19 protein-coding genes are annotated in these 23,903 nt (G+C 37.9%); 10 read left to right on the top strand and 9 right to left on the bottom strand.

Going from position 1 to position 23,903, the window contains the following annotated elements:
• Positions 1–34: 34 nt before the first annotated feature.
• The 5 genes from treF to DCC35_RS14895 form a co-directional block, all read right to left on the bottom strand.
• The gene (gene treF / locus DCC35_RS14915) at positions 35–1,522 is read right to left on the bottom strand and encodes an alpha,alpha-trehalase TreF (RefSeq protein WP_137091559.1); all 1,488 of its coding nucleotides are present in this window, start codon (positions 1,520–1,522) and stop codon (positions 35–37) included.
• Positions 1,523–1,698: 176 nt separating this feature from the next.
• Entirely contained in the window at positions 1,699–3,018 is a 1,320-nt protein-coding gene (locus DCC35_RS14910) for a NupC/NupG family nucleoside CNT transporter (RefSeq protein ID WP_137091558.1), read from the bottom strand.
• A gap of 90 nt (positions 3,019–3,108) precedes the next feature.
• Complete coding sequence (locus tag DCC35_RS14905; protein ID WP_137091557.1) at positions 3,109–3,714, bottom strand: bifunctional nuclease family protein; 606 nt, start codon at positions 3,712–3,714, stop codon at positions 3,109–3,111.
• Between the two features lie 14 nt (positions 3,715–3,728).
• Complete coding sequence (locus DCC35_RS14900) at positions 3,729–4,688, bottom strand: electron transfer flavoprotein subunit alpha/FixB family protein (protein ID WP_137091556.1); 960 nt, start codon at positions 4,686–4,688, stop codon at positions 3,729–3,731.
• A gap of 21 nt (positions 4,689–4,709) precedes the next feature.
• Positions 4,710–5,447 carry an electron transfer flavoprotein subunit beta/FixA family protein gene (locus DCC35_RS14895; RefSeq protein ID WP_137091555.1) on the bottom strand — a complete coding sequence of 246 codons (738 nt, stop codon included), beginning with the start codon at positions 5,445–5,447 and terminating at the stop codon, positions 4,710–4,712.
• Positions 5,448–5,532: 85 nt separating this feature from the next.
• Between DCC35_RS14895 and DCC35_RS14890 the strand changes: the two genes are divergently transcribed.
• The gene (locus DCC35_RS14890; protein WP_137091554.1) at positions 5,533–5,853 is read left to right on the top strand and encodes a tetratricopeptide repeat protein; all 321 of its coding nucleotides are present in this window, start codon (positions 5,533–5,535) and stop codon (positions 5,851–5,853) included.
• On the opposite strand, the gene DCC35_RS14885 is transcribed toward DCC35_RS14890, so the two are convergent.
• Complete coding sequence (locus tag DCC35_RS14885; RefSeq protein ID WP_137091553.1) at positions 5,850–6,857, bottom strand: quinone oxidoreductase family protein; 1,008 nt, start codon at positions 6,855–6,857, stop codon at positions 5,850–5,852. The two genes, DCC35_RS14890 and DCC35_RS14885, sit on opposite strands and share 4 nt — an antisense overlap.
• Positions 6,858–7,217: 360 nt before the next feature.
• Here DCC35_RS14885 and DCC35_RS14880 point away from each other — a divergent pair, with 360 nt between their 5' ends.
• Genes DCC35_RS14880 through DCC35_RS14870 form a run of 3 tightly spaced genes read left to right on the top strand, consistent with a single transcriptional unit; the run spans position 7,218 to position 12,882 of the window.
• Complete coding sequence (locus DCC35_RS14880; RefSeq protein WP_137091552.1) at positions 7,218–10,199, top strand: SusC/RagA family TonB-linked outer membrane protein; 2,982 nt, start codon at positions 7,218–7,220, stop codon at positions 10,197–10,199.
• Between the two features lie 26 nt (positions 10,200–10,225).
• Positions 10,226–11,803: a RagB/SusD family nutrient uptake outer membrane protein gene (locus DCC35_RS14875; protein ID WP_137091551.1), complete on the top strand. Its 1,578-nt coding sequence runs from the start codon at positions 10,226–10,228 to the stop codon at positions 11,801–11,803.
• Positions 11,804–11,823: 20 nt separating this feature from the next.
• Positions 11,824–12,882: a SusE domain-containing protein gene (locus tag DCC35_RS14870; RefSeq protein ID WP_175402833.1), complete on the top strand. Its 1,059-nt coding sequence runs from the start codon at positions 11,824–11,826 to the stop codon at positions 12,880–12,882.
• Between the two features lie 113 nt (positions 12,883–12,995).
• Here the strand turns inward: DCC35_RS14870 and pckA are convergent, their stop codons facing one another.
• Entirely contained in the window at positions 12,996–14,615 is a 1,620-nt protein-coding gene (gene pckA, locus DCC35_RS14865) for a phosphoenolpyruvate carboxykinase (ATP) (protein WP_137091549.1), read from the bottom strand.
• A gap of 195 nt (positions 14,616–14,810) precedes the next feature.
• Between pckA and DCC35_RS14860 the strand changes: the two genes are divergently transcribed.
• From DCC35_RS14860 to DCC35_RS14855, 3 genes are all read left to right on the top strand, one after another.
• Entirely contained in the window at positions 14,811–16,361 is a 1,551-nt protein-coding gene (locus tag DCC35_RS14860; protein ID WP_137091548.1) for a peptide MFS transporter, read from the top strand.
• Between the two features lie 105 nt (positions 16,362–16,466).
• Positions 16,467–16,901 (top strand): helix-turn-helix domain-containing protein, encoded by a 435-nt coding sequence (locus DCC35_RS21025; protein WP_217495808.1) that lies wholly within the window; start codon positions 16,467–16,469, stop codon positions 16,899–16,901.
• Positions 16,902–16,915: 14 nt separating this feature from the next.
• Positions 16,916–17,764, top strand: coding sequence for an IS3 family transposase (locus DCC35_RS14855; RefSeq protein ID WP_246070037.1), 849 nt, complete (start codon positions 16,916–16,918; stop codon positions 17,762–17,764).
• Between the two features lie 65 nt (positions 17,765–17,829).
• Here DCC35_RS14855 and leuS read toward each other — a convergent pair whose 3' ends face one another.
• Positions 17,830–20,601, bottom strand: a complete 2,772-nt coding sequence (leuS, locus tag DCC35_RS14850) for a leucine--tRNA ligase (RefSeq protein ID WP_137091547.1) — start codon at positions 20,599–20,601, stop codon at positions 17,830–17,832.
• A gap of 231 nt (positions 20,602–20,832) precedes the next feature.
• On the opposite strand from leuS, the gene DCC35_RS14845 reads away from it, so the two are divergent.
• Complete coding sequence (locus DCC35_RS14845; protein ID WP_137091546.1) at positions 20,833–21,111, top strand: hypothetical protein; 279 nt, start codon at positions 20,833–20,835, stop codon at positions 21,109–21,111.
• Positions 21,112–21,171: 60 nt separating this feature from the next.
• On the opposite strand, the gene DCC35_RS14840 is transcribed toward DCC35_RS14845, so the two are convergent.
• Positions 21,172–22,044 (bottom strand): alpha/beta hydrolase, encoded by an 873-nt coding sequence (locus DCC35_RS14840; protein ID WP_137091545.1) that lies wholly within the window; start codon positions 22,042–22,044, stop codon positions 21,172–21,174.
• Between the two features lie 59 nt (positions 22,045–22,103).
• On the opposite strand from DCC35_RS14840, the gene DCC35_RS14835 reads away from it, so the two are divergent.
• Both DCC35_RS14835 and DCC35_RS14830 read left to right on the top strand, forming a co-directional pair.
• Positions 22,104–23,045: a 3-oxoacyl-ACP synthase III family protein gene (locus DCC35_RS14835; protein WP_137091544.1), complete on the top strand. Its 942-nt coding sequence runs from the start codon at positions 22,104–22,106 to the stop codon at positions 23,043–23,045.
• Between the two features lie 630 nt (positions 23,046–23,675).
• Positions 23,676–23,897: a PspC domain-containing protein gene (locus tag DCC35_RS14830; RefSeq protein ID WP_137091543.1), complete on the top strand. Its 222-nt coding sequence runs from the start codon at positions 23,676–23,678 to the stop codon at positions 23,895–23,897.
• Positions 23,898–23,903 lie beyond the last annotated feature (6 nt).

Below are 23,903 nucleotides of genomic sequence, written 5' to 3'. Positions count from 1 at the left end.
GGCTTGCACCAGTGCGTGCAAATGGATCATCATATCATTCCTGAGTCGTTAAAGCCTTATAAACTCCATTAGACCATCCAAAACCATCCTGTAAGGGATATTCACCACCACCGGCTTCTTCGACTTGGCCGGTAACGACATATTTCTCCACCATCTTGCCGGTTCTCTTAAATACTTCCTTATTTCGATTTATCCATCGCTTTTTCGCCTCATTAGCTTCCGCATGAAAGCCATAGTTCTTCAATCCTTGTATCGTTATCCATTGCAGAGGAGCCCAGCCATTTGGTGCATCCCATTGTTCGCCGCTGTTTACCAAGGTAGTAGTAAATCCTCCTTCTTTTAAAAATTCACTCATCAATACGTTTTTCACCTTTTCAGCCTGGTCGGGAGTGGCTATTTCGAAGTAAAGTGGAAACGCCATGGCTAGGGTCTTCTTGCCGGTAACTGTACCACTGTCTATATGGTAATCGGAAAAGATTTGCTGTTTCTCATCCCAGAAGTATTCCCTTATTGCATCTTTTCTGATTTCGGCTTTCTCAGCATATTCCTCTGCTCTATCTCCATTTTCTAATTCATCAAATCCTTTACTGATCATCAGCTCAAGATGAAAGAGTAAAGCATTCAGGTCAACAGGAACTATTTTGCTCGTTTCAATGGTTGCCATAGTTTCTCTATCAGCAAACCAACGACTACTGAAATCCCATCCCGATGCACATGCCGCACGGACATCCGCGTAAAGATCTTTAGCCTCTCTGCCTGATTGTTTCATCAGATATACATCTTCTTTAAAAGATTCAGGTCGTGGACCGGTTTTCGTATCAAAATACCTGTTTAATATAAGGCCATCAGCGATTTTTACGGGCGATCTGTACCGTTCACCCACATTTATCAAAGCAGATGAGCCCTTGGTCCAGTAATTATATTCTTTTAAAAGCTGAGGAAGGTATTTGGAGATACTATCACCGTAATTTTCATGAACCAGCCTGACCATTAAAGAGTAAAATGGTGGTTGACTTCTACCAAGAAAGTATGTTCTGTTTCCATTTGGAATAAACCCCTGGTTATTTAAGAGATAGCTAAAATTGTTTACCATATTTCGGACTGTGCTTTCCTTCTGGTCTGCTACAAGACCGAGCATGGTAAAATAAGAGTCCCAGTAATAGATCTCCCCGAACCTTCCTCCGGGAACTACATAATCATAGGGCAGGGGGATTAATGAACCTGCTTCCGGTTGGTTTTCTTCTTCTCTGGTAAGTACCGGCCAGAGTTTGGTAATGTGTTCATTTACACTTAGTGATGTATCAGAAACAAATCCTGAAGCAGGCTTGTCGGGAGATTTAAAGTTGTCAGCAACAAAAGACTTCAAATTAAAATTCTCATCATTCTTATTTTCTTCGTAAATATCAAGAATAGTAGGAATTGGATTCAAAGGAATTGCATCCGCAAAGGTTTTAGAGTCAGGATAAACAGCAGCCATTTGAACATCTTCAAAAAGCTGTGTCGAAAAAAAGCTACTATCCATTTCGTAGCTTCCCTCTGCAACTATCTGTTCATCAACCGTCGTTGTATCCTGCGTACAGGAAAAAAAGAAATAAGGAAAACAAAAAGGTATATGTATCGAAAGTCTTTTACAAGCATAGTTAGTCTGGTTTAATTGATGACCAAATTAAACCAATGAATGTACAATGCCAAAAAAGGTTATTTAGTGATCAATGCACCGGCGATCGTTGCAGTTAGCATACAAGCGATTGTAGCAGCAAAAAGTGCCTGAAAACCTAATTTAGATAAATTTCCTTGTTGATTAGGAGCAAGCGAACCAATACCTCCTACCTGTATGGCTATTGAACTGAAATTCGAAAACCCGCAAAGAACATAAGTTGCAATAATCAATGATTTTCCAGTTAGTGGATTTTCTCCACCTAAACTTTTTGCCAGGTTATCATAGGCAATGAATTCGTTGATTACTGTTTTCTGTCCCAACAAACTACCAACCTGCAAGGTATCTTCCCATGGAACTCCAATTACCCATGCAAATACTCTAAATATTTGTCCCAGGATATATTGTAACGAGAAGCCATCAAAGCTTCCATTCGTAGATTCGATTACGTATTGGTTAAGGCCAGTGTAATCACCGATCACACCGACAAGCAATCCATTAAGTGCATAAATTATCGCAATAAACGCCAGTAGCATGGCTCCGACATTTGCAGCTAGCTTAAGTCCCACACTGGTACCTTGCGAAAGTGCATCGACAAGATTTACTCCGATATTTTCTTTGTTAACCCTTAGTTCAGTATCAATACTTTCCGGGTTTGTTTCCGGAACAAAGATCTTAGACATCACAATAGCTGCTGGAGCATTCATGAATGATGCAGATAGCAGGTAAGATGCATATTGAGTTTGTAGCTCGATACTATCTCCTCCAAGAAGCTTTACATAAGCCGCAAGAACAGCTCCGGCCATTGTTGCCATACCACCAGTCATCAGACACATTAATTCCGACTGGGTCATATTCTTTATAAATGGACGAACAAGAAGAGGTGCTTCAGTTTGTCCAAGAAAAATGTTTCCAGCTGCAGATAAAGATTCAGCTCCAGAAAGCCGCATGGTTTTAGACATCACCCAGGCGATTCCATAAACAATTTTTTGAAGGATACCCAGGTAGTAAAGACCACTGGATACAGCTGAGAAAAAGATTATTGTTGGTAATACCTGGAAAGCAAAAATAAACCCCAGTTGATGGCCTGCAGAGGCATCTTCGTAACTGTTTTTGGCTAATCCTCCAAAAAGGAAATAGGCTCCTTCACCGGCATAATCCAGAAATTTAACAAATGCATAGGATACTCCTCTAAAGATCTTGGTTACGATTTCAACCTCAGCAATTAACAACCCAAAAAGGATTTGCAATGCTATTCCTATCCCGACAATTTTCCAGTCTATCGCTTTTTTATTTCGCGAAAATAAAAATCCAATACCAAGAAGAACCAAAATGCCAAATGCGGCTCTGAGAATATCCATAAAAAATTAAAAATTTGGCCAAAAATAAAAAAGCCTCTCCAAAGATGGAAAGGCTTTTGTCAAAAGGTTTATAAATTTATTGATTATCAATCAATTTCTTCTGTTTATTTCGTCGCGGATTTTGGCTGCTTCTTCATAACTTTCGTCTGATAGCGCCTTGTCAAGCATCTCTTTTAGCTTGTCCATTGAAAAATCCTTAAGACGATCTGTGAATGGTTTGCTTTTTTCAGCAGTAGACTTAGTTTTGTCTTTTTTTGCTTCAGACATTTCTTCATCAGCTTCCTCGGTTAGCTCGATACCTGCCTCTTCCATGATTTGCTCATAGGTAAAAATAGGGACATCAAAGCGTAGGCCGATAGCAATAGCATCAGAAGGCCTGGCGTCAATTTCTACTGCTTTTGATTCATTGCGACAAACAATTTTTGCATAGAATACACCCTCTTTTAATTCGCTGATGGTAATTGAGTCAACAGAGAAATCAAAACTATGGGCAAACGACTTAAACAGGTCGTGTGTCATGGGCCTGTTTGGAGTTATCTTTTCAATTTCAATAGCAATAGCCTGAGCTTCTGGCATTCCGATGATAATCGGAAGGCGTCGGTTGCCTCCAACTTCACCTAATACAAGTGCGAATGAGCCGCTTTGCGATTGACTCGATGATAATCCAAGTATTTCCAGTCGTATTCTATTATCCACAGATATATGATTATTTAGTCATTAGAAGCTTTGACAGCATCAATCAATTTTGGTACTACCTCAAAAGCATCTCCGACAATACCATAATCAGCGGCCTTGAAGAAAGGTGCTTCCGGGTCTTTGTTTATGGCAACCAGCACTTTAGAAGCATTCACACCAGCAAGGTGCTGAATAGCTCCACTGATTCCTATCGCAATATACAAGGAAGGTGCGACTTTTACACCTGTTTGACCGACATGTTCGTGATGCGGTCTCCATCCCATATCCGATACAGGTTTACTACATCCTGTCGCTGCTCCAAGCTCACCAGCAAGTTCTTCAATCATATCCCAGTTTTCAGGTCCTTTAAGACCTCTACCACCGGAAACTACAAGGTCAGCCTCGGGAAGAAGGATGTCTCCTTCAGCTTTTTCAGTTTTTGTGATTTTTACAGCGAAATCAGAATCGCCAAGATCAGGAGAGAAGCTTTCAACTGTTGCACTTCCACCGTCTTCTTTGATTGCTACTGCATTTTTCTTAACAGCAATGATTTTTTTACCTTCTTTCATATCCACGTTAACAAAGGCCTTGTTAGTGTAGATACTTCTTTTTACTACAAAACCATTAGATGTGTCTGGAAGGCTGACTACGTTCCCAGCAAGGGCAGCTCCAATTTTAGCTGCTAATCGTGCAGCAATAGCATCACCTAAAGATGATTTAGACATCACTACGATCTCGGAACCAGTTTGCTCAACTGCCTGAGCCAAAGCTGTAGCGTAAGCCTGGATCACACCCTGGTTTAATTTGTCGTCACCGGCGTGTAAAACTTTTCCGGCTCCATTGTTTCCTAATGATTCAAGTTCAGACTGCTCAATATCTCCAAAAGCAACGGCAGTAACATCACCTCCCATTTCAGCAGCATAACTTACCGCTTCCCTGGATGTCTTTTTGAATTTTCCGTCTGTACTTTCTGCAAATACTAATATAGATGACATAATTAATTCTCTTTTGATTGATTAAAGTACTTTAGCTTCGTTTTTTAATAGATCAACTAACTCTTCTACATTGTCAGGATCTACCATCTTGCAATCACCTTTCTCAGGTGGAAGCTCGTAGTTTTTAAGTTCTGTTTTCTCCGTGGTGTCCACAGCCTCAACTACGTTAAGTGGTTTAGTTCTAGCTGTCATGATACCTCGCATGTTAGGGATTTTCCACTCTGCGATAGGCTCCTGGCAACCAGCAACGAAAGGAAGATCTGCTTCGACATACTCCTTACCGCCTTCGATCTCTCTGGTCATCTTAGCAGTATTGCCTTCGATGTCAAGAGTCATCACCGGAGATAATGAAGGTAATCCCAGCATTTCACCAACCATGCCGTGAACAGCACCACCATTATAATCAATCGACTCACGACCCATAAGAATAAGATCGTAATTGTTTTCTTTTGCAATATGTGCAATTTGCTCAGCTACGAAATGACCATTCTCAGGGAATGCATCAACTCTGATCGCATCATCAGCACCAATTGCTAATGCTTTTCTGATTGTTGGTTCTGTTTCAGAAGTTCCAACATTTAATACAGTAACAGTTGCTCCGTTAGATTCTTTCAGTTCAACTGCTCTAGCCAGTGCATAATCATCATATGGTCCGATGATATATTGCACCCCCGATGAATCAAATTTGGTATTGTTATCAGTAAAACTGATTTTTGAAGTTGTATCGGGTACGTGTGTTATACAAACCAGTATTTTCATATTTATACAGAATAAAATTTGTTATGAATACATACTATTTTCGCACGAATATACTCATTCAAACGTTATAATAAAACTTAAAACCATGAATAAACAACGCATAGAGTTGCTGAAAACCTATATTAAAGAAGATTCTTCCGATCCATTTAACTACTATGCATTGGCACTCGAGTATTTGGATGAAAATCGTGCCGAAGCCGAAGAATATTTCGTTAAGCTTCTAAAAACATTTCCTGAGTATCTGCCAACGTATTATCATGCAGCACATTTTTTTATGGATACTGATCCGGACAGAACTTCTGAGATCTTCGAAGAGGGCATAAAACTGGCCCAAATACAGGGAGATCTTAAAACTCTGGCCGAATTGCGCAATGCATATACTAACTGGCAGTTCGATCAGGATTAATTTTCTTTTAAGTTAATCACTAATTTGCCGAATTGCTTTCCGGACTTCATTTTATCGAAGGCTTCTATGGCATTGTCGAGATTGAAGCCTTCACTATCTATAATCGGGTGTATCTGGTGTTTGTTTACAAAATCGAGCATTTTCTCAAATTCATTGTCACTACCCATGGTTGATCCCTGGATGGTTAGTTGTTTCCAGAATGCTGAATGGAGGTCAAATTTATTGGTTTTACCTGCGCTGGCCCCGTAAAATACAATTTTCCCTCCCGGTTTAGTGGCCTTTATATATTTATTCATTTGTTCACCACCTGCAGAATCAATTACCAGGTCTACACCACCATTCGTTTCTTTAACCAGTTCTTTATGCCAGTTTTCTTCTTTGTAATTAAAAGACTGTTTGGCTCCAAGATCTATCATTTTTTTAGCTTTCTGTTCACTACTGGAAGTAACATATACTTCACATCCCAGTGCGATAGCAAATTGGCAGGCAAATTGTGCTACTCCTCCGCCAATTCCTGTGATCAATACTTTCTGTCCTTTTTCGGCTTTCCCATGATAGAACAGAGCTCTGTATGCTGTTAACCCACCTAAAGGTAAAGCAGCACATTCCTCATCGGTTAAAAAATCAGGAGCAGGAAAAATCTTATCTGCTGGAACTTTACAATATTCAGCTAAAGCACCGTTATGTGGCAATCCCATGATATGAAAATCTTTTGACTGAACCTTTTCTGAATCTCCCCATTGACGGTTAGGGTTAACGATCACACGTTTATTAATCAGGCTATTGTCTTTTTTTGCTTCAATGACAATTCCGCAAAGATCAGACCCCAGGGTTACTCCATCTTTAATTCCTGGATATAAACCTTCACGGATATATTCATCCCGGTGATTTAAAGCTGCAGCAAGTCCTTTAATTAAAATTTCATCTTCTGAAGTTTCCGGAATCGTTTTCGAAACAAGTTGTATTTCTTTTGAGTTAACTGTTTGTATTTCAATAGCTTTCATGAAAATTAAATATTTTATTTAATGTAATTGTTAACAATATGCTATTTGTGTTTCGTAATTGTTAAAAAAAGTAAAATAATCTTTGTTTTTAGGAGATAGATTTATTTATAATTGGTATAGATGCTTATCAAGAATCACATAAAAAAACCGTTTTCAGAAGCTTTAGAGGCCTTTTTTCAAGAATATTTTAATTGCAAACGTTTTCGAGAAGTATGTGTCTGGAGCTTTATTTATTAGAAATTTTTCAATTTTTGATAAGCATTTTAGAAAAACTGGAATTATAGATAGATAAATATCTGTTTTAATAAGAAAAATTAATTTATACGTGTTTTTAACTGATAACCTAAATAAACATAATCTATGAAGCAGCTTTATCAAAAGTTAACGTGCTTCGCAATTGTTGTAATTGGCTTAATGTCTTTTACTACCATTCAAGCACAATCCATTACTGTTTCAGGTACAGTAACTGATTTTAACGGTCAGCCTTTGCCTGCAGTGAATGTCATCGAAAAGGGGACAAATAATGGAGCAGTGACAGACGTTAATGGTAATTATTCGGTAACTCTACCAGGTGATGCCATTCTTGTATTTTCATCAATAGGATTTGTAAAAGAAGAAGTGCCGGTAAATGGCAGAACTACTATTGATATGACTTTGGCTGAAGATATCCAATCTTTGTCTGAAGTAGTTGTAATTGGTTATGGTACTCAGGAAAAGGAAGACGTGACTGGTTCCGTGGGCGCTATAGAGGAAGAAGATTTTAATAAAGGAGCGATGGTTTCGCCTCAGGATCTTATTGTAGGTAGACTTCCTGGTGTTCAGGTTACTACCAACGGTGGTGCACCAGGGTCTGGTTCAACTATCAGAATTCGTGGTGGTTCTTCGCTATCAGCAAGTAATGATCCATTGATCGTTGTCGATGGTGTTCCATTAGGAGAATCGGGTATTGCCGGGATGAGAAACCCGTTAAGTACAATTAACCCGAATGACATTGAATCATTTACAGTTCTAAAGGATGCTTCAGCTGCTGCGATTTACGGATCAAGAGCAGCAAACGGAGTTATTATGATCACTACTAAAAGTGGTGGAAAGGATGCTCCATTAAGTATCTCTTATGATGGTAACGTATCAATTTATACAGTTCCAAATACTGCTGATGTATTATCTTCGGATGAATACAGAGAATTGATAAATAACCAGGTGTCGTTTGGTAATATTCCGGATGATGCATTGGATTTATTAGGAAATGAAAATACTGACTGGCAGGATGAAATTTATGATACTGCTATCGGAACAGAACACAATGTTTCATTATCAGGTTCCAAATTTGATACACCATTCAGGCTTTCTTTTAATTATTCTAACCAGGATGGTATTTTAAGAACTTCTAATTTTGAAAGAAAAGCCATTGGTGCAAATTTCGATCCTTCTTTATTAGATGATCATTTGAAATTTGATATTAACTTTAAAAGCTCTTGGGTAGATAATAGATTTGCTAATCAAGGTGCTATTGGATCTGCTGTAACATTTGATCCGACTCAACCTGTTAGAGTTTCTGATGGACAGTGGGGAGGTTATTACTACTGGCAACAGCCTTCAAATCCATCTCGTCCAATTACTATTGCACCAACTAACCCAGTTGCATTACTTGAGCAAACTAATAACTCAGCAGCTGTAAACCGCATTACAACAAATGCGAATATTACTTATAAATTCCATTTTTTACCGGAATTAAAAGCTAATTTAAATCTTGGTTTAGACAGATCTAAGACAGATGGTACAGAATTTGTTTCAGCGGATGCGAGTTATGCGATAGATGACGAATTCGGAAATGGAACGACTAATAACTATGAAGGAGAAACAAGGGATGAAATCCTGGAGTTTTACCTGAACTATACAAAAGATTTAGAGTCGATTGACAGTAAAATAGAAGTTCTTGGTGGTTATTCTTACCAGCATTTCTACAATGAAAACTCAAATACTGTATATGATGCTACAGAAGAAAATGTAAAAGATTCACTAAGGATTGATAAAAGTGAAGCATTTCTTATCTCTTTTTATGGCCGTTTAAATTATACATTAAAAGACAGATATGTTTTTACAGCTACTTATCGTAGAGATGGATCTTCTCGTTTTAGCGAAGAAAACAGATGGGGTAATTTCCTTTCAGGAGCTTTTGCATGGAAAATCGATCAGGAAGATTTCCTTGTTGACAATGAAACCATCTCACAATTAAAATTGAGATTAGGTTACGGTGAGATCGGACAGCAGAATGTGTTATCGCGATACCCAGCCCTTGCACGTGTGACAACCAGTGGGCCCCGAGCAAGATATCAATTAGGTAATGAATTTTATAGGACTACCAGGTTTGAAGGATATGATGCAAATCTGAAATGGGAAGAAACAGCAACCTGGAATGCGGGTATTGACTTTGGATTCCTGGAAGACAGAATTACCGGTAGCCTTGATTTTTATTATAAAGAAAGTACCGACCTGTTAAATAGTATTCCAATTCCTCAGGGAACAAATTTCACTAATGAACTTTTAACAAACATTGGTAGTCTGGAAAACCGTGGTGTGGAACTAGCTGTGAATGCAGTGGTAGTTAACACTGGGAAATTCAGATGGGACGCTGGTGTGAATTTTACCTATAATGATAATGAAATCACTAACCTGACCGCAGTAGATAATCCTGATTATTTAGGAGTGTTTGTTGGTGGTATAGGAGGAGGTGTAGGAAATACTGTCCAAATTCACAGTACAGGGCACCCTAGAAATACATTCTTCGTTTACGAGCAAGTTTACAATAATAGCGGAGTTCCAATCGAGGGGCTATATGTTGACCAAAATGGTGATGGAATAATAAATGACCTGGATCGAATCAGACGTGAAGATCCTGCGCCTGACGCATACTTTGGATTCAGTTCAATGCTTAATTATAAAAATCTAACATTCTCTTTTAATGCCAGAATGAATATTGGAAACCACGTTTATAACAACGTAGCTTCGCAATATGGGCAATTAGCTAATGTTTACAATTCTACAGGATATCTGAATAATGTATCCCCTTATTTTTATGAATCTGGATTTTTACAGCCTCAATATTTATCATCGTTCTATCTTGAAGATGCTTCATTCTTCAGAATGGATAACATGACTTTGAGCTATGACTTCGGGAATTTAATTTCTGATAAGTTAGGAATGTATGCTAATTTCACTGTACAAAATGCGTTTGTAATAACGAAATACTCTGGATTAGATCCGGAAGTTGATGGTGGTATAGATAATAATTTCTATCCTAGACCAAGAACATTCTTAATTGGAATAGGTGTGAACTTATAATTGTAGAGACATTAAATACTAAGACAATGAAAAAAAATATATTTATATTATTTATCGGGTTGGTTGTCTATATGACTTCTTGTGTAGACGACCTGAATGTAGTGCCGATAGATCCGGACGAAGAAACTGCAGAAACGGTTTTTACAGATGTAGAATCCTACAAGCAGGTCTTAGCTAAGATCTATGGGGGGTTAGCACTTACTGGTCAGCAAGGTCCTGCGGGACAAGGAGATATTGCTGGTATAGATGAAGGGTTTTCATCTTATCTGAGACAGTATTATTACCATCAGGAATTAACTACTGATGAAGCTGTAATTGCATGGAATGATCAGACAATAAAAGATTTTCACAATCATGATTGGGGTGCAAATGATGTATTTATCAGAGGAATGTACTCTCGTATTTATTATCAAATAGTTTTGATTAATGAATTTTTGAGACAATCTTCTACTGATAAACTTGCTGAAAGAGGTATTACTGATGTAGAAACTATTGCTAATTTCAGAGCGGAAGCACGATTCTTAAGAGCGTTAAGTTACTGGCATGCACTTGATCTTTTCGGAGACATTCCATTTGTAACAGAAGAAGATAATGTTGGAGCTTTCCTTCCAAGACAAGCATCAAGAGAAGAGGTTTTTGAATATGTTGAATCAGAGCTTCTAGCAATCGAGGAGCAAATGATCGCACCAATGTCAAATGAATTTGCCAGAGCTGACAGAGCTGCGGTATGGTCTTTACTTGCTAAACTATACCTAAATGCAGAAGTTTACACAGGTACTGGTATGTATACTGAGTGTATTACTTATTGTAATAAAGTAATTAATGCAGGTTATACCTTGCATCCTGATTTTCAGGAAATGTTTCTTGCTGACAACCAGGATGTTGGTGAATTTATTTTCAGAGTAGCTTTTGATGGCCAAAATACTCAATCTTTTGGTGGTACGACTTTTATAATTCATGCTGCCGTAGGAGGTGATATGAGTGCTTCTGCTTTTGGAATCGACGGAGGTTGGGCCGGACTGAGAACAACTTCTGCATTCGTAAATAAGTTTGATGATATATCTGGCGATTCTGATTCCAGAGCATTATTCTTTACTGAGGGTCAGTCGCTTGAAATAGCAGACCTTAGTACCTTTACAGATGGTTATGCCGTTTCTAAATGGAAGAATATTACATCTGGCGGTCAACCTGGATCTGACCTGACTTTTACGGATACAGATTTCCCGATTTTCCGTTTAGCTGATATCTACTTAATGTATGCAGAAGCTGTTTTAAGAGGTGGATCAGGTGGAACTACATCTGAAGCTCTTGGGTATGTGAATGCACTAAGAGAAAGAGCTTACGGGGACGCTTCTGGTAATATTGCTCAGGACGGACTAACATTAGATTTTATTCTTGATGAAAGAGCCAGAGAATTAGCCTGGGAGTGCCATAGAAGAACTGATTTAATAAGGTTCGGAGTGTTTACATCTGCGGATTATGTGTGGCCATGGAAAGGTGGAATTCAGGAGGGAAGAGCAACTGATAATAAATATCTTCTTTTTCCTATTCCGGCTTCTGATATAGCTGCTAATCCTAATTTGGAACAAAATCCGGGTTATTAATGAACTTAAATGCAAATAACATGAAAAGTACATATAAAATATTAGTGTTTTTAATGGCTGCAATAACATTTGTAGCCTGCGAAGAAGATTTTGATGAAGTGGTGATTAGCGATCAGCCAACAGCTCCTTCATTGATTTCACCAGCTGAGGGTAATCTTGAGTTCACCAAAGAAAATGCAGGTGATACGTTGACATTTGAATGGTCAGCTGCAGATTTAGGATTTAGCTCAGCATCATCGTATTTCATTCAAATCTCTCCTGATGAGAGTTTCAGTGAATTTTCTACGTTAGCAACGACAAATGATTTGTCAGCAGATGTAAAGGTGAGTGATTTGAATGCTACTTTATTAGCATGGGATCTACCTATTGATCAGCAGGCTACTATTTATGCCAGGGTATATTCAACGGTAGTTCCTGATGTTGATACGTTGTATTCAGCTGTTAACTCATATACAGTTACTCCTTATGAAACTTTGATAGACTATCCGATGTATTACGTTCCCGGTGCTTACCAGGGATGGAATCCGGGAGGAGAAAATGGCAGATTGTATTCTTATGGTTTTAATGATATCTACGAGAATATAATTCGATTTGATGGTGGTGATCCTGTTGAATTTAAGATCACTCCTGCTCCAAGCTGGGATAATTCATGGGGTGGATCTTTAACTTCAACTACTGAAGGGTTTACGGGAACTCTTGATCCATCAGGTGGTAACTTCTCTGTTCCTGCAGGTGTGTATAATGTAGTTGTTGATGCAGCTAATTTGACTATCGAGTTAACAGAAGCGAACGACTGGGGTATAATTGGTTCTGCTACACCTCCATATGGAGATGCTGGTTGGGTTGATGATCATAATATGTCTTATGATGGACAGAGACAAATCTGGACATGGACTGGAGATCTGGAAGCAGGTGAAATGAAATTCCGAGCCAATGATGATTGGGCTCTAAATTATGGCGACTCTGGGGCTGATGGAAGTCTTGATGCTGGTGGAGATAATATCCAGGTAAGTGAAGCAGGTAACTATACTGTTACTTTAGACCTTGTAAATAACACCTATTCATTACAGATGAATTAATCAGTTAACTTGTAAAGGAACAGGATTTTAGAGTTTTGTTCCTTTATTTATAGCATTATAATAAAAAAAGGGACCGATTCGGTCCCTTTTTTTTTGAGTATAAATTTCACAGATTATTTTACTTTTTCACCTGTTACAGGAGCTCCTGCCATGATTTCGTCATTTGCGAAGTCTGAATATTTATCGAAGTTCTTTATGAACATTGAAGCCAGGTTATTTGCTTTTTCATCATAAGCATCTTTATCCTCCCAGGTTTTTCTAGGGTCCAGAACTTCATCAGGAACATTAGGACAGGAAGTTGGCATTTCGCAACCAAAGATACCATGCTTAACAAAATCACTTTTTGCAAGTGTTCCATTAAGTGCAGCAGTGATCATTGCTCTGGTATATGGAAGTTTCATTCTTGAGCCTACTCCATAAGGGCCGCCGCTCCATCCTGTGTTAACCAGCCATACATTCACATCGTATTTTTCCATTTTCTCGCCCAGCATTTCTGCATATTTAGTTGGATGTAGAGGAAGGAACGGAGCACCAAAACATGCTGAAAAGGCAGATTGTGGTTCTGTAATTCCAGCTTCTGTGCCAGCTACTTTGGCTGTGTAACCAGAAATGAAATGGAACATTGCCTGACCTTTAGAAAGCCTTGAGATTGGTGGTAACACACCAAAAGCATCACAAGTCAGGAAGAATATATTTTTAGGGATACCACCCATCGAAGGGATCTTAGCATTAGCTATATGATGAATCGGGTAGGCAGTCCTGGTATTTTCAGTAACTGAAGTGTTTTCGTAATCAACAGTTCGGGTACCTTCTTTGAACCTTGTATTTTCTACAATTGCACCAAATTTAATTGCATCCCAGATCTCAGGTTCTTTTTCACGCGTCAGATCGATCACTTTGGCATAGCATCCACCTTCGAAGTTAAAAACTCCGTTATCAGTCCACCCGTGCTCATCATCACCGATAAGATGTCTTTCAGGGTCTGCAGAAAGAGTAGTTTTACCTGTTCCCGAAAGCCCGAAGAAGATTGCCGTATCAGTTTCATCCATGCTCATATTAGCCGAGCAGTGCATAGACAGGACATTTTCGTCATGAGGAAGAATGAAATTCAGTACAGAAAAAATACCTTTTTTCATTTCTCCGGCATAAGCAGTTCCTCCGATAAGAATCATTCTTTTTGTGAAATTGATAATAGCGAAGTTTTCCTGGCGAGTGCCATCTGATGAAGGATCAGCTTTAAAATCGGGATCGCAAATGATAGTGAAATTCGGATCGAAACCTTCAAGTTCGCTTCTCTCAGGTCTCATGAACATATTGTTACAAAACAGGTTCTGCCATGCCTTTGTGTTGATGACTCTAAGGTTTAGCCTGTATCGAGGGTCAGCTCCGGCGAATGCATCTCTGACATATAGGTTTTTGCCTTCAAGATTGGCGATCATCTTTTTGTAGATCTTGTCAAAGTGATCCGGAGAAATAGGGATGTTGATATCTCCCCACCATACAGAATCTTTAGTTTTTTCATCTTCAACAACAAAACGATCCTTTGGAGAACGTCCGGTGAATTTTCCGGTGTCACACATTAATGCTCCGGTGTCAGTCAGTTTGCCTTCGTCATTATTTAAGGCGTGTTCGACTAATTCTGCGGGGGTTAAATTCCAAAAAACCTGTCCTGCCCGGTCAATGTCATATTTGTCTATGCCAGAGACCGTTGATTTCAAGCCGTATTCTACCATTGCTATTTTGATTAAATAAGGGTTATTGTTGATTTCAATCGTTTTCGCAAAGCTAAAAATTAATTAACTAACATGGAAAATAAAACTGTTATTTTATACCAATCAACCACCTTGTAGCTACTAAAGTTGTTATTTCACTGATCGGGTTGTAGATTTATCCGATTTTTTGAAAAAAGAAAAACTTAACATAAACCTATGAGTCAATCAGCAGAACCCCTGGGCAATACGTCTTCTGCAAAGGAAAATGAATTGTTTGGCCACCCGAAAGGGTTATTTTATCTCTTCTTCGCCGAACTGTGGGAAAGATTTAGTTTTTATGGAATGCGGGCGTTACTTACGCTCTACATGGTTGAAAAAGTATTTGATGCCATTCAGGCTAAGGATGCTGTTGCAGCTATTGTGTACTCTTCTTATGGATCTCTGGTCTATGCTACTCCTGTTATTGGAGGTCGACTGGCAGATAAAATAATGGGATACCGGAATTCCATAATGCTTGGAGGTATTCTTATGGCTATCGGTCACTTTGTTCTGGCCTTTGAGGACAATATTTTATTCTATCTGGCGCTTGCATTTATAATTGTTGGAAACGGTTTCTTTAAACCTAATATTTCGACTTTTGTCGGCACACTTTATGAAACCGGAGATGTTCGTAAGGATAAAGGATTTACCATTTTTTATATGGGTATCAATATTGGTGCTTTGGCTTCTCCATTGTTATGTGGGTATCTGGCAGCTGAATTCGGATACCACTATGGGTTTGGATTAGCCGGTATTGGAATGTTAGCCGGATTATTATTCTTTTATGTAGGTATGAAGCAAGGAGTTTTCGGAGATAAAGGGATGCCACCTGAGGACCGATTGATCGATAAAAAGACATTTGGTATTAAGGCAGGGCATTGGGTCGTTATACTCTCATTTTTAGCTGTTCCTTTGATAGCTTACCTTTTATCAAGCTTTAATTACTTAGGCTTCTTAGAGCCATTTTTTGGTGAAGTTACTATTGTGAATGTATTATTCAGATTGTTGGGGATAATTGTTCTTGCATATATAGTATGGATTATTTACCAGGTTAATCTGGAAGCTAAGTTGAAGCTGATTTCAGCTGTGCTGCTAACAATTTTCATGACGGTATTTTGGGGATTCCATGAACTAAGTGGTTCTGTTTTAACTTTATTTGCAGATCGAAATGTTGATTTAGTTTGGCTTAATGCAGCACAAACGAATTTTATAAATCCGGCATTTATAATTTTATTGTCCATTCCAATGTCAGGATTATGGGGTGTTTTAAGTAAACGCAATGCAAATCCACGAACTCCATTTAAGTTTGCTATGGGATTAGCTTTACTGGGTGTTGGTTTTTATATTCTTTCACTTTCGAGAGGAAGTGCTAATGCAGGTATGGTGCCAATGGCTTATTTATTAATCATGTATTTATTGATTTCTGCCGGCGAATTATTTATGTCACCTGTTGGATTAGCCAAGATCACAGATCTATCACCTGCTAAGTTCGTAGCTTTCATGATGGGTGTATGGTTCCTGTCTTCTGCTTTTGCGTTCCAGGTTGTGGGATTCGTCGCCAAGCAATTGGCAATTGAAGAAAACCCTGGCCAGGAAATCGATCCGGTAGTATCTCTTCCGGTCTATGCAGATGGATTTGAACTGATAGCATATTATTCATTTGGAGCCGCGTTGATTGCATTAATCATCGCTCCTCTGATGAAGCGATGGATGGCTAATGTCCATTAAATAAAGAATTAAGCATAAAAATAAACCCCGGCTTCATTTGAGGCAGGGGTTTTTATTTGTGGTTAGTGTCTCGTCCTGAAATAGCGTTACACAAAAAGTAATGTTATGAAGCAAAAAGATGAGAACCAGCACGTTAAGCGAACACAAAAAGACTACAGTTACACTTTTAAATTATCAGTGGTCGAAGAGATAGAAAGAGGAGAGCTTGGCATAAGAGCCGCATCAAGGAAGTATGGAATACAATCTCACTCTACCATTACAAATTGGTTAAGAAAATATGGTACCTTTGATTGGTACAACAAAACCCATTTAAACTTGTCAAAGAGCCCAGAACAGAAATTATTGGAGCTTGAACAAAAAGTCAAGCTCTTGGAGAAACAGAAAGCTTCATTGGAAAAGAAACTAGAGTTTACTGATAAAAAGGCTATTTTCTTTGATATGATGATCGATATTGCAGAAGAAGAGCTAAAGATTCCTATTAGAAAAAAGTACTCACCCGAACAATCGAACGATTCAAAGAACAGTACAAAGAAAGCTTAACAGCTACCTGTAGATTGTTTGGGAAGAGTAGGCAGGTTTATTATCGAGCAAAGAAATCTGAGGCTAAAAGAAGAGAAACAGCTTCTGTAGTAGAGAAAAAGGTTCAACAAGTGCGGATGAGAATGTCTGAATTAGGCACAAGAAAGCTCTACGAAAAGCTTTATGATGAGCTTCGGGAACTTGGGGTTGGTAGAGACCGGTTGTTTGCCATTATGAAAGCTAATCACATGCAAATACTCCCAAAACGGCAATACCACATCACGACCGACTCCCATCATAGATTCAGAAAACATCGCAACTTGGTTGAGAACTTAACCCTTAATAGGCCCGAGCAGTTGTGGGTTAGTGATATTACCTATATAGGGAACCGACAAAATCCAATGTATCTATCTCTGGTGACAGATGCTTATTCAAAGAAAATAATGGGGTTTAATGTATCTAACAGCCTCCATGCGCAAGGGGCAATCAAGGCATTAAAACAAGCGATTAAAAATAGAAAGTATTATGATCGAGAACTAATTCATCATTCAGACCGAGGTTTGCAATACTGTTGTGATGATTACCAAAAGGAACTTGATAAAGGTAATCTGTTGTGTAGTATGACAGAAAAGTATGATCCCTACCAAAATGCTATTGCAGAACGAGTGAATGGTATTTTAAAGCAAGAATTTATTAAGGGCATACTGGTAAATGATATAGTTCTAATGAATAAATTGATCAAACAATCTATTGATATTTATAACAGAGAACGTCCTCATTACAGCTGCTATATGAAGACTCCAGAATTTATGCATGGACAAGAAAAAATTAAAATAAGAACCTATAAAAAAAATAGCACCGCAAAATTGTGCGATGCTACTTAATTATTTATCCTTGTAAAAACTGTAACGTTTATTCAGGACTAGTCATAGATTAATTCAGCTTTGCTTTAAACTACTACGTTGATGATCTTCTTCGGCACAACGATGATCTTTTTGGGATCCTTTCCGTCAAGCCATTTCTGAACAATGTCATTTGCTTTAACTGTCGCCTCCATTTCCGGAACTGGTGTGTCAAGCGAAAATGAAATCTTTGTTCTCATTTTACCATTGACCATGATCGGATACTCGTGACTGTCTTCAACCAGGTAGCTTTCAATGTATGAAGGGAATTCAGCTTTTGTAACACTTTCTTTATGTCCTAATCCTGCCCATATTTCTTCACAGATGTGAGGAGCAAATGGAGATAATGCAACAACTAAAGGCTCAAGTGCCTCCCTGCTGTGACACTTCATGCTTGTTAACTCATTAGCGCAGATCATAAAGGCACTTACTACTGTATTGAATGAAAGTCTTTCGATATCCTCAATAGTCTTTTTAATAGTACCGTGAGTTACTTTGAGCGCCTTTTTGTCGGCAGTGTCATCAGTGACAATTAGCTCACCTTCATCATTAAAATATAGCCTCCAGAATTTCCTTAAGAATTTAGCCACACCATCAATACCATGAGTATTCCATGGTTTGAATTGCTCAAGTGGTCCAAGGAACATCTCATACATTCTAAGCGTATCAGCACCATATTGCTCGATGATATCATCAGGGTTTACAACATTGTACTTACTCTTTGACATTTTTTCTACTTCCCATCCACAGATGTACTTACCGTCTTCCAGGATAAATTCTGCACCAGCAAGATCCGGTCTCCACTTCTTAAAAGCTTCGATGTCTAATTCATCGTTTCCGTGAACTAAAGACACATCAACGTGCATAGCTGCTACATCATATTCGTCTTTTAGGTTTAGAGAAACGAACTTATTTGAATCTTTTACTCTATACACAAAATTAGATCTTCCCTGGATCATTCCCTGGTTGATTAGCTTCTTAAATGGCTCTTCAACAGTTAAGTATCCAATGTCTTTCAGGAATTTAGTCCAGAATCGGCTGTATAATAAATGGCCGGTTGCATGTTCTGAACCTCCGATGTAAAGATCTACGTTTTCCCAGTATTTAAGCTTTTCTTTATCAGCCAGGGCATCCTCGTTTTTAGGATCCATATATCTGAATAAATACCAGCTTGAACCTGCCCAACCGGGCATAGTACTTTTTTCATACTCGTATCCTTCAGGAGTTTTCCAGTCTTCAGCTCTCGCCAGAGGTGGTTCTCCATCTTCAGTCGGTAAGTATTTATCTACTTCCGGAAGTTCTAACGGAAGTTCACTTTCATCGATTAGGTAAGGAATGTCATCCTTAAAATATACAGGTATTGGTTCTCCCCAGTATCGCTGTCTGCTGAATACAGCATCACGCATACGGTAATTTACCTTTGCAAAGCCTTTTCCTTTATCCTCAAGTACTTCTATTGCCTTTTTAGTTGCCTCTGGCACTGAAAGTCCATCCAGGAAGCCTGAGTTGACCATCTTCCCTTCTTTAGTTGCATCAGCAGTTTCAGAAATATCCTGGGAATCAATTATCTTAACTATAGGGAGATCAAAATGATTAGCAAATTCATAATCGCGCTGGTCACCTGAAGGTACCGCCATTACTGCCCCTGTACCATAGCCGCCTAATACATAGTCAGCAATCCATACCGGAACTTTTTCGCCGGTAAAAGGATGTAAGGCGTAAGCTCCTGTGAAAACTCCGGAGATGTTCTTCACATCAGACATTCGTTCTCTCTCAGATCGGTTCTTAGCTTCCTCAACATAGCTGGAAACTTCTTCCTTTTGATCATCAGTCACGATATCATCGATGATCTCACTTTCCGGAGCGAGCACTAGAAATGTAACACCATAGATGGTATCAACACGGGTAGTAAAAACTTTTATTTCATGATCAGATTTTTCAAGGTCAAAAGATACCTGGGCACCGATACTTTTACCGATCCAGTTCTTCTGCATTTCCTTCACAGCCTCTGGCCAGTCGATAGTTTCAAGACCATTTAGCAATCTATCTGCATAAGCAGTGATACGCATACTCCACTGCTGCATTTTTTTTCTTTCGACAGGGAAGCCACCTCTTTCGGAAACACCGTCTTTAACCTCATCATTGGCAAGAACTGTTCCCAGACCCGGACACCAGTTTACCACAGCATCAGAAAGAAAGGTTAATCGGTAATGCAAAAGATATTTCTGCTGCTCTGCTTCATCCATCTTCTGCCATTCCTCAGCAGAAATATGAGGGGTATCTTCATCACAGGTAGCATTAACTCCCGCCGAACCTGATTGCAATAATTTTTCTTCCAGAACACTTACAGGAACAGCTTTGTCCTCATCATTATCATAGTAATGATTGAATAATTGCATGAAGATCCATTGTGTCCATTTATAATAATCCGGAGAACTGGTTTGAACTTCCCTGGACATATCATAGCTAAAGCCTATATTTTCAAGCTGCTCTTTATATCTTTTGATGTTTTTAGCAGTAGTGATTGCCGGGTGCTGACCGGTTTGAATGGCATATTGCTCAGCAGGTAAGCCAAAAGAGTCAAACCCCATAGGATGCAACACATTGTATCCTTTATTTCTTTTATATCTGGCTACTATATCTGATGCAATATACCCTAGCGGGTGACCGACATGCAATCCTGCTCCTGAAGGATAGGGAAACATGTCTAGTGCATAGAACTTTGGTTTTGAAGTGTCTTCAGTAACCTGATAAGTTTTGTTTTCTTTCCAGAATTTTTTCCATCTGGCCTCTATGGCCTTATGATCATATTGAGGCATAATTATTTAATTATTTCCGATTTGCAGCAAAAATACCTTTTTTAATAAAACATTTCCCATGATATATCTATCATTTTCCCGGATAGTGAAATCTTTTAGTTTCTTTTTTAAATGTTAACACATGTAATATATCAGGTAATAGCCGCGTTTTTAAATCTGCGGGAATGTATACATTTGTATTATTCCCTGACCAGCTAAATTGTTCAAAGTATAACAGAAAGGAAGTTTATTATGATTAAGAAAATTTTTGGAATCGTTTTAATGGGAATTATTTCATTTTGTGGTTTAAAGGCCCAGGATAGCGCAAATGGTCAGGCAACACCTGATGGTGGAAATGAAGCTTCGAATTCTGAGATTAAAAAATCAAAAGAAAAGGAAGTAGAAAATATAAATTATTTCGAAGCAGCAAAAGCTGCATATGAGAAAAAGCAGGTAATTATTAAAAAAATTAAAAACGGTGAGATTGTAGCTGATGAAGCTAAAACGAGCCGTGGTAAAAATAACGATTAGTTTTTTTTGGTTTCTTTTATGTGTGGTACCCTCAATTGGATCTTCCTATTGAGGGTTTTTTTATTTTAAAAACTCTAATGCCTGCTCAAAATATTTGTTCCAGAAAATTTCTTTATGTTCTCCTTCAGGATCTGTAATGTGCCTGACGAATACATTTTCCTTTTGCTTTAAAATTTCATAGGCTTTTTCGGTGTCGGGTACCATGGTTTCTCCTTCTTTACCACCTACAAGCATAAAAAGCTTAACGTTTTCTTTTGGCTGCCATTCAATTAACTCCTCCATGATTTTTTCATCAAACCAGAATGAAGGGGAAAAAATAATTCCTTTACTGTATTGTTCTTCGTGATTTATGATTGCATACAAGCTAATCAAACCACCCAGTGAACTTCCTCCAATGTAGGTGTGATTTCTGCCGGGGTTAGTCCTAAGTTTTTTATCTATAAGAGGTTTAACTTCGTTATTAATGAATTTCAAATAATTTCTGCCATTTCCGCCACCATATTTTTCATGTGATCTTGGAGTATAGTCATTGATTCGCTCTTCTCCACCATTGTCAATTCCTACAATAATGATATCTGACTGAGTGTTTTCTAAAGATTTGTCTGCATTCCATTCACCTGCAAAAGATGTATTTGAATCAAAAAGATTTTGGCCATCCATAAGATAGAGTACTGGGTAATTCTTTTCTGTTGAATTAAAATAAGTTGGGGGAAGAGCAATGATTATTCTTTTTTTTCCGTTTATATATTCGCTTGAAAGGGAATCATTATAAATAAAAACCAGGTCGTTAGCTGTTGATTTTTCACTTAGTGAATTGGCTAAAGTCCAGTCTTTGTAAAAATTCTCAGAATTACTTTGTTGTTGACCGTAACTTTTTAAAGTAAAAATGAGTGTTATAAGAAGTATGCTTAAACTTTTAAAAAATAGTCTCATTTAAAAGGAATTTTGCTTATAAATTTAAATATTTGGTACCGATATAACCCAACCAACAAATGTACATTAATCAAATTGCTCATTATCTGCCTCACGCAGTAGTGAATAACGATTATTTTCTCGATAAATCAGGGCTTTCAGATGATTGGATCACGGAAAGAACTGGTATGCGTGAGCGTCGTAAAGCCGAAGATAATGAAAATACTAATACAATGGGTGTTGAAGCTGTAAAACACCTTGAATTGAAACTAGGTGAAAACTTTTCAGATGTAGATGTTATTGTAGCAGGAACTTATACCCCTTTTGATACAATTTTTACCCTGGCACATGCTGTTCAAAGGCATGTTAATGCGGAAAAGGCAGCTGCTTTGTCTCTAAGTTCAGCCTGTTCTTCCTTCTTAAATGTAATGGAGGTAATACAGGGATATTTTGCAATGGGTAAAGCTGATAAAGCTCTAGCTATCGTATCCGATCATAATTCCAGATTTGCGGACGTTACAGATAAAAAGGCAGGTCATTTATGGGGCGATGGTGCAGCAGCTCTCTATATAACCAGGGAAAAGCTATCTGATGAAAGTGTTGAGGTTCTGGATATTATTACTCGTGGCGGTGGAACTGTAGGGAAGGCAAATGAAAGTGTGAATCTTAATCTTATCGATGGTTTATATATGCCAAATGGGAGAGATGTTTTTATCAATGCCTGTCAATATATGGCGGAGATTACGAAAGAGATTTTAAATAAGAATAAAGTAAAGGCGAGTGACCTGACTTATTTTATTCCACATCAGGCAAATTTAAGGATCACACTAAACGTTGGTGAGAAATTAGGTTTAAGAACTGAACAAACGGTATCGAATGTTCAGTATCTTGGAAATACCGGTTGTGCCGGTTGTACTATCGGATTATCCGAAAGGTTTGATAAACTTGGGAAAGATGACTTGGTTGCCCTCAGCGTATTTGGAGGTGGTTATTCTTACGGGAGCATGCTGATAAAAAAATAGTCCCGTAAGAAATACCAAAAGTTACTTACTGTGTTTTATGTCATGCTTAATTGACTTACTAAACATCAGCCCACCTGCTACTACCACAAAAATTAAAATACTCAACAAATCCATATCTTTTCTTCTCTTCTTATATTAGCTAGTGATTCAAAGGTATGCATGTTACTATCAATAAAACACCTACTTTTAGTTTAAATCTGAGAAATGTAAGGTTTTGTCAAATGATTAGCAGTAATAATTTTACCTAACGAGTGTTTTTAGAAATAATATTTTGTTAATTTAATTTTTATCAATTTTTTATTTTTAAATTTAGTTTTAGGAAGACTAGTTTAAGAATTTGATATTGACTATTGCTTAAAAGTTCTTTGTAATGTGATAAAGTAATTTTTTCCGCTTCATAAGAAAAAGTACTTTTACTGTGTTCGAAGATTCAAATAGTGTGTACGATTATGGACAATTATGTACAGGGTGTTTTTATGTAATATTCTGTTATTCAGCCACTTAATGTAATCGGAATGATATCTGTAGTTATATAAGCAGGAATTAAGGAGTGCTTCATTTTTGAAGTAGGGAATATTCCAACATACATGAATGATTTATTAATTGTTAAATTTAAACTTATAATATACTATGGATTCATATAACGATAGAGAATTAAAAAGGTCATCTAAAGATAAAATGATTGCAGGAGTAATTGGCGGGCTGGCAGAATATTTTAATATGGATGTGAGTCTACTGAGAATTATTTATGTTCTGGTATCATTATTTAGTGCAGCATTTCCAGGGTTGATTGTGTATATCATTCTTTGGATTATTATGCCTGAAAGACAATATTATGGGAATAACCGGTAATAAGTA

Source organism: Mangrovivirga cuniculi (genome assembly GCF_005166025.1).
In the GTDB taxonomy this organism is placed as follows: Bacteria; Bacteroidota; Bacteroidia; order Cytophagales; family Cyclobacteriaceae; genus Mangrovivirga; species Mangrovivirga cuniculi.
This window is presented reverse-complemented; position numbering and strand designations above follow the sequence as displayed.

What these genes read in the sequence shown, in the direction of transcription:
- treF (WP_137091559.1), bottom strand. Translation starts at nt 1,522, where the DNA reads ATGGATAGTAGCTTTTTTTCGACACAGCTTTTTGAAGATGTTCAAATG.
- DCC35_RS14910 (WP_137091558.1), bottom strand. Translation starts at nt 3,018, where the DNA reads ATGGATATTCTCAGAGCCGCATTTGGCATTTTGGTTCTTCTTGGTATT.
- DCC35_RS14900 (WP_137091556.1), bottom strand. Translation starts at nt 4,688, where the DNA reads ATGTCATCTATATTAGTATTTGCAGAAAGTACAGACGGAAAATTCAAA.
- DCC35_RS14895 (WP_137091555.1), bottom strand. Translation starts at nt 5,447, where the DNA reads ATGAAAATACTGGTTTGTATAACACACGTACCCGATACAACTTCAAAA.
- DCC35_RS14890 (WP_137091554.1), top strand. Translation starts at nt 5,533, where the DNA reads ATGAATAAACAACGCATAGAGTTGCTGAAAACCTATATTAAAGAAGAT.
- DCC35_RS14885 (WP_137091553.1), bottom strand. Translation starts at nt 6,857, where the DNA reads ATGAAAGCTATTGAAATACAAACAGTTAACTCAAAAGAAATACAACTT.
- DCC35_RS14880 (WP_137091552.1), top strand. Translation starts at nt 7,218, where the DNA reads ATGAAGCAGCTTTATCAAAAGTTAACGTGCTTCGCAATTGTTGTAATT.
- DCC35_RS14875 (WP_137091551.1), top strand. Translation starts at nt 10,226, where the DNA reads ATGAAAAAAAATATATTTATATTATTTATCGGGTTGGTTGTCTATATG.
- DCC35_RS14870 (WP_175402833.1), top strand. Translation starts at nt 11,824, where the DNA reads ATGAAAAGTACATATAAAATATTAGTGTTTTTAATGGCTGCAATAACA.
- pckA (WP_137091549.1), bottom strand. Translation starts at nt 14,615, where the DNA reads ATGGTAGAATACGGCTTGAAATCAACGGTCTCTGGCATAGACAAATAT.
- DCC35_RS14860 (WP_137091548.1), top strand. Translation starts at nt 14,811, where the DNA reads ATGAGTCAATCAGCAGAACCCCTGGGCAATACGTCTTCTGCAAAGGAA.
- DCC35_RS21025 (WP_217495808.1), top strand. Translation starts at nt 16,467, where the DNA reads ATGAAGCAAAAAGATGAGAACCAGCACGTTAAGCGAACACAAAAAGAC.
- leuS (WP_137091547.1), bottom strand. Translation starts at nt 20,601, where the DNA reads ATGCCTCAATATGATCATAAGGCCATAGAGGCCAGATGGAAAAAATTC.
- DCC35_RS14845 (WP_137091546.1), top strand. Translation starts at nt 20,833, where the DNA reads ATGATTAAGAAAATTTTTGGAATCGTTTTAATGGGAATTATTTCATTT.
- DCC35_RS14840 (WP_137091545.1), bottom strand. Translation starts at nt 22,044, where the DNA reads ATGAGACTATTTTTTAAAAGTTTAAGCATACTTCTTATAACACTCATT.
- DCC35_RS14835 (WP_137091544.1), top strand. Translation starts at nt 22,104, where the DNA reads ATGTACATTAATCAAATTGCTCATTATCTGCCTCACGCAGTAGTGAAT.
- DCC35_RS14830 (WP_137091543.1), top strand. Translation starts at nt 23,676, where the DNA reads ATGGATTCATATAACGATAGAGAATTAAAAAGGTCATCTAAAGATAAA.